This is a genomic window from Methylibium sp. (assembly GCF_013817365.1).
Classification (GTDB): Bacteria; Pseudomonadota; Gammaproteobacteria; order Burkholderiales; family Burkholderiaceae_C; genus Methylibium.
The window spans coordinates 1-4,793 of sequence record NZ_JACDCU010000322.1 but is presented as its reverse complement, the minus strand read 5'-3'; the positions used below and the strand labels follow the sequence as shown (position 1 = coordinate 4,793).

Below are 4,793 nucleotides of genomic sequence, written 5' to 3'. Positions count from 1 at the left end.
CGTCAATTGAGCGCTTCCTTCAAAGCCTTGCCGGGGCGGAACTTCGGCACCTTTGCGGCCTTGATCTTGATCGCGTCGCCGGTGCGCGGGTTGCGGCCGCTGCGCGCGGCCCGTTTGGTCACTGCAAAGGTACCGAAGCCGACGAGAGACACGCTGCCCCCCTTCTTGAGCGTGGTGCGCACGCCGCCGATCAAGGCTTCGAGCGCGCGCGTGGCCGCAGCCTTGGAGATGTCGGCCTGCTTGGCAATGTGTTCGATCAGTTCGGTCTTGTTCACGAAGGTACCCCTGTTGAAAAGGTGTCTCTTGCTGGGATTCGGGTGGCCGGACGGGCCCGTGGGACGCGCGCTGCAATCGACCGCAGCGGCTGCAGATTCATTACAGCGGTGAGCTTGCGGGGTGTCAAGCGTCCAGCGGAATTCTATGCAGATTAGCTGCGGCGGCGGTCCGAACGCGGCGTGAATTCCTCGCTTGACAGGCCCGTGCACCAGCATCGTTCGTCCGACGGGCCGCTCGATGCCGCGCGGCGCGGCGTGCGCTCATCAAGCCGGGGCGGTAGCACGCGGCGCGCCCACCACGAGCGCGACGCCTGCCGCCGTGAAGCCCAGCCCGATCAGCACGGGTGCGGCAAGCGACTCGTCGAACAGGGCCCAGGCCAGCACCGCGGTGCAGGGCGGCACGAGGTACAACAAGCTCGTCACCGCGGTGGCCGCACCCCGCTGGATCAGCAGGTAAAGCAGTGAAGCGCCGCCCAACGTGAGCACCAGCACGGACCACGCCATCGCACCGATCAGCTGTGGATGCCGCCAGTCGACTGCCTCGGCTTCCAGCAGCGCGACCGGCAAGGTCACCGCCAGAGCGGCGAGCAGTTGCACACTGCTGGCGGTGCGAACGTCGCACGTCTTTACATGGCGTTTCTGATAAAGCGTGCCCGTCGTGATGCTGAGCAGCGCGCCGATCGCCAGCGATAGGTTCCAGCCGGTGATCTCGCCGCTACCGAGCTTGGGGGCCACCACCATCAGCAGACCGGCGAAGCCGAGCGCCAGACCGAGCCATTGCCGCGGTGACACGCGCTCGCCGTGCGAGCCCACGCCCGTGACCCACAGCGCTGTGAGCACCGGCTGCAAACCGACGAGCAGCGCCACGGTGCCCGCGCCGATCCCTGCCTTGACTGCCGCCCACACGCCGCCCAGGTAACCGGCGTGGATCAGCAAACCGACCATCGCCAAGTGCGCCCATTGCGCCCGGTTGCGGGGCCATGCCGCTTTCGACAGGGCGATCCACACCCCGAAGCACAACAGCGATAGCGCATAGCGCAGCGCCAGGAACTTCAGCGGCGGGGCATGCGGCATGCCGTAGCGCGCCACGATGAAGCCGGTGCTCCAGATCAGCACGAAGACGATCGGCATGGCGAGCAGCAGCGCTTCGTCCACCGCACCGGCGTGCCGTGATCGGCCGCCCGCGCCGCCGGCGCGCAGCGTCGAAGAACGACGCGCCATCAGCGCACCTTGGCCCGGATCTCCGGCAGCGCCTTCTGCAAGTAATAGACCATCGACCAGATCGTCAGCGCCGCAGCCACGACGATCAGCACCGTGCCCCACAAGCGGGTATCGATCAGCCCGAACAGCACCGCGTCGTAGAGCAGGAACGGGATCGCGATCATCTGCACGGTGGTCTTGAGCTTGCCCAGCATGTGCACGGCAACGCTGCGCGAAGCGCCGATCTGCGCCATCCACTCGCGCAGCGCGGAAATCGCGATCTCGCGGCCGATGATGATCAGGGCCACGAACGAATCCAGCCGCTGTTCGTGCACCAGAACGACCAGCGCGGCGCAGATCAGGAACTTGTCGGCCACCGGATCGAGGAAGGCGCCGAACGAAGACGTCATGTTTAAACGCCGCGCCAGGTAGCCGTCGGCCCAGTCGGTCAGTGCCACGACGATGAAGAGCACCGTCGCCAGCAGGTTCTGCAGCGAAGTCTCGAGCTCGAGATAGAAAACGCCGACGACCAGGGGGATGGCGACGATGCGCGCCCATGTCAGCAAGGTCGGCAGGTTGAAGAACATCCGCGCGATTGTGCCTTCGGACGTGCCTTCGGCCGGCACGACGGCGCTGCGGGGGTGCGGCTCAGTGGAGGACACGGTAGATCTCCTCGGCCAACTCGCGCGACACGCCTTCCACACCGGCCAGATCGTCGACGCTCGCGTTGGCGACGCCCCTCACACCGCCGAAGCGCTGCAGCAGCTTGGCGCGCTTGCGCGGCCCGATGCCGGCGATGTCTTCGAGCTTGCTGCTGCCAGTGCGCACGCTGGCCCGTCGGGCCCGCATCCCGGTGATCGCGAATCGATGCGCCTCGTCGCGGATCTGCGCCACCAGCATGAGGGCCGACGAGTCGCGGCCCAACCCGATCTTCGGCCGGCCATCTGCGAACACCAGTTCCTCCAGGCCGACCTTGCGGCCCTCGCCTTTCTCGACGCCGGCGATCAGGCCGAGATCGAGGCCCAGCTCCCCGAACACCTCGCGGGCCATCGACACCTGCCCGCGGCCGCCGTCCACGAGCACCAGATCGGGCAGCCGCGCCGTGCCCTTGACCGCCGCCTCGGCGAGCTTGCCGTAGCGGCGGGTCAGCACCTGGCGCATCGCCGCGTAATCGTCGCCGGGCGTGATGCCGGCGATGTTGTAGCGGCGGTACTGCGCGCTTTGCATCTTGTGCTGCTCGAACACCACGCACGAGGCTTGCGTTGCCTCGCCTGCGGTGTGGCTGATGTCGAAGCACTCGATGCGAAAGCTGTCCAGGCTGTCGGGCGCCAGGTCGAGCGCATCGACCAGCGACCGGGTGCGCGAGCGCTGCGAGCCTTCCTCGGCCAGCAGCTGCGCCAGCTTGATCCGGGCGTTCTTCAGCGCCATCTCCAGCCATTGCCGGCGCTGCTCGCGCGGGTGGTGCTGGGCGACGATGCGCACGCCGCTGGCTTCACGCAGCGCCTCGACGAGGCTCTTGGCGATGGGCTGGCTGGTGATGAGCAGCGGCGGGGGCGCACCGTCGAGGTAGTGCTGCGCAATGAACGCCTCCAACACCTGGATCTGCACCTGCGACTCGCCCGGCTCGGCGGACTCGGCGGCGGCATCCGTGGTCACGTCGGCTTCGTCCTCAGCGAGCGCTTTGCCGAGCACCGCCGCTTCTTCCACGTGCGTCGGAAAGTAGGGCCGGTCGCCCAGGTGGCGGCCACCCCGCACCATCGCCAGGTTCACGCAGGCACGCCCGCCCTCGACCACCACCGCGATCACGTCGGCATCCTTGTCGAAGGCGCCGCCGGCATTGTTCTCGACCGATTGCTGGTGCAGCACGCGCGACAAGGCACCGAGCTGGTTGCGGATCTCGGCCGCCTTCTCGAACTCCAGCGCCTCGGCATGCGCGAGCATGCGCGCCTGCAACGCGCCCATCACCTGCTCGACTTCACCGAGCAGGAAACGCTCCGCGTTGCCGACGTCATGCGCGTAGTCCGGCTGAGCAATTTCCTTCACGCAGGGCCCCGAACAGCGCTTGATCTGGTACAGCAGACAAGGCCGTGTGCGGTGGTTGAAGACGGTGTCCTCGCAGGTGCGCAGACGAAACACCTTTTGCAGCAGTTGGATCGTCTCCTTGACCGCCCAAGCGCTCGGGTACGGCCCGAAGTAGCGATGCCGCTTGTCGACCGCGCCGCGGTAATAGGCGATGCGCGGGTACTGCAGCGCGGCCGGTGCACTGGCGCCTTCGGCGGTGTGCGCGCCGGTGATCTTCAGGTAGGGATAGCTCTTGTCGTCGCGAAACAGGATGTTGAACTTGGGGTTCAGCGTCTTGATCAGGTTGTTCTCGAGCAGCAGCGCCTCGGCCTCGGAGCGCACCACCGTCGTCTCCAGCCGCGCGATCTTCGAGACCATGTGGCTGACCCGCGTCTGGCTGCCGCCATGCTGCTTCTGGAAATAGCTCGACACGCGCTTCTTCAGACTGCTGGCCTTGCCCACGTAGAGCAGCGTGCCCTGCGCGTCGAAATAACGGTACACGCCGGGCAGGCCCGGCAAGGCGGCCACGTCGTCGAGCAGGCGCTGGCGTGCCGCGTCGACAGGCGGTAACGCGTCTTCCAGCGGCAAGTTTTCGGACTCGTTCATGAGACAAGATTGTGTCGCCCGGGTCGCACGGACCGGAGCGCCGGTTCAGACGAAAGCGATCATGCGTCCCGCGAACAGCACGCAGAGCCAAACCCCGATCGACAGCGCCGCGACCCAGCGAACGCCGGCCGTCGGTTCGCCCACGCCGCGCAGCACGGCCGCGAAGCGCAGGTGGAACCACGCCACGTTGGCGAAGGCAGCGAGCAGCAACAGCAGCTTCCAGAAAAACGCCGGATTGACCAGGTAGTCGCCCGGCTGCACGATGAACAAGAGCGGGCCGGTGCCGAGCGCCAGCACCACGCCGGCCAACGCGAACGGCCAGGCCGCGCGGGCCACATGCGCCACCGGAACCTGTCGCGCAAAGCCGAGCAGACGCGCATCGACCACCGTGATCGCGCCGAGCAGCAGCGCGATCGCCACGATGTGCAGCGCACTGACCACCGGATACCCCCACATCGACTGCTGCAGCCACCGGGCCGGCGCTGTCGTTTCGAGGGCCTGAGCCATCGGCACGAGGCCGGGCAAAACGGAGGCCACATTCATGCGCAGGATTGTGGCTTCGATAATCGCGCGCATGCACAGCGAGGCCTTGTCGCCACCGCCCTTGCGGGCGCTGAAGTGGGATCTGTTTTGCCGCGTCGTCGACAACCT

Annotated in this window: 4 protein-coding genes and 1 pseudogene; all 5 read right to left on the bottom strand. The window is 67.1% G+C overall.

Annotation, left to right across the window (positions count from 1 at the left end; genetic code table 11):
• Positions 1-2 precede the first annotated feature (2 nt).
• Positions 3-287 (bottom strand): annotated as a pseudogene (locus tag H0W38_RS16690) (HU family DNA-binding protein); the annotation flags it as partial.
• A gap of 252 nt (positions 288-539) precedes the next feature.
• Positions 540-1,406, bottom strand: a complete 867-nt coding sequence (locus tag H0W38_RS16685; protein WP_292456125.1) for a DMT family transporter — start codon at positions 1,404-1,406, stop codon at positions 540-542.
• An 89-nt stretch (positions 1,407-1,495) separates the two neighbouring features.
• A complete protein-coding gene (gene pgsA, locus H0W38_RS16680) occupies positions 1,496-2,062 on the bottom strand; it encodes a CDP-diacylglycerol--glycerol-3-phosphate 3-phosphatidyltransferase (RefSeq protein WP_292456123.1) in 567 nt (188 codons plus the stop codon).
• Between the two features lie 61 nt (positions 2,063-2,123).
• Positions 2,124-4,142: an excinuclease ABC subunit UvrC gene (locus H0W38_RS16675; protein ID WP_292456121.1), complete on the bottom strand. Its 2,019-nt coding sequence runs from the start codon at positions 4,140-4,142 to the stop codon at positions 2,124-2,126.
• A 45-nt stretch (positions 4,143-4,187) separates the two neighbouring features.
• Positions 4,188-4,685 carry a hypothetical protein gene (locus H0W38_RS16670; RefSeq protein ID WP_292456120.1) on the bottom strand — a complete coding sequence of 166 codons (498 nt, stop codon included), beginning with the start codon at positions 4,683-4,685 and terminating at the stop codon, positions 4,188-4,190.
• Positions 4,686-4,793 lie beyond the last annotated feature (108 nt).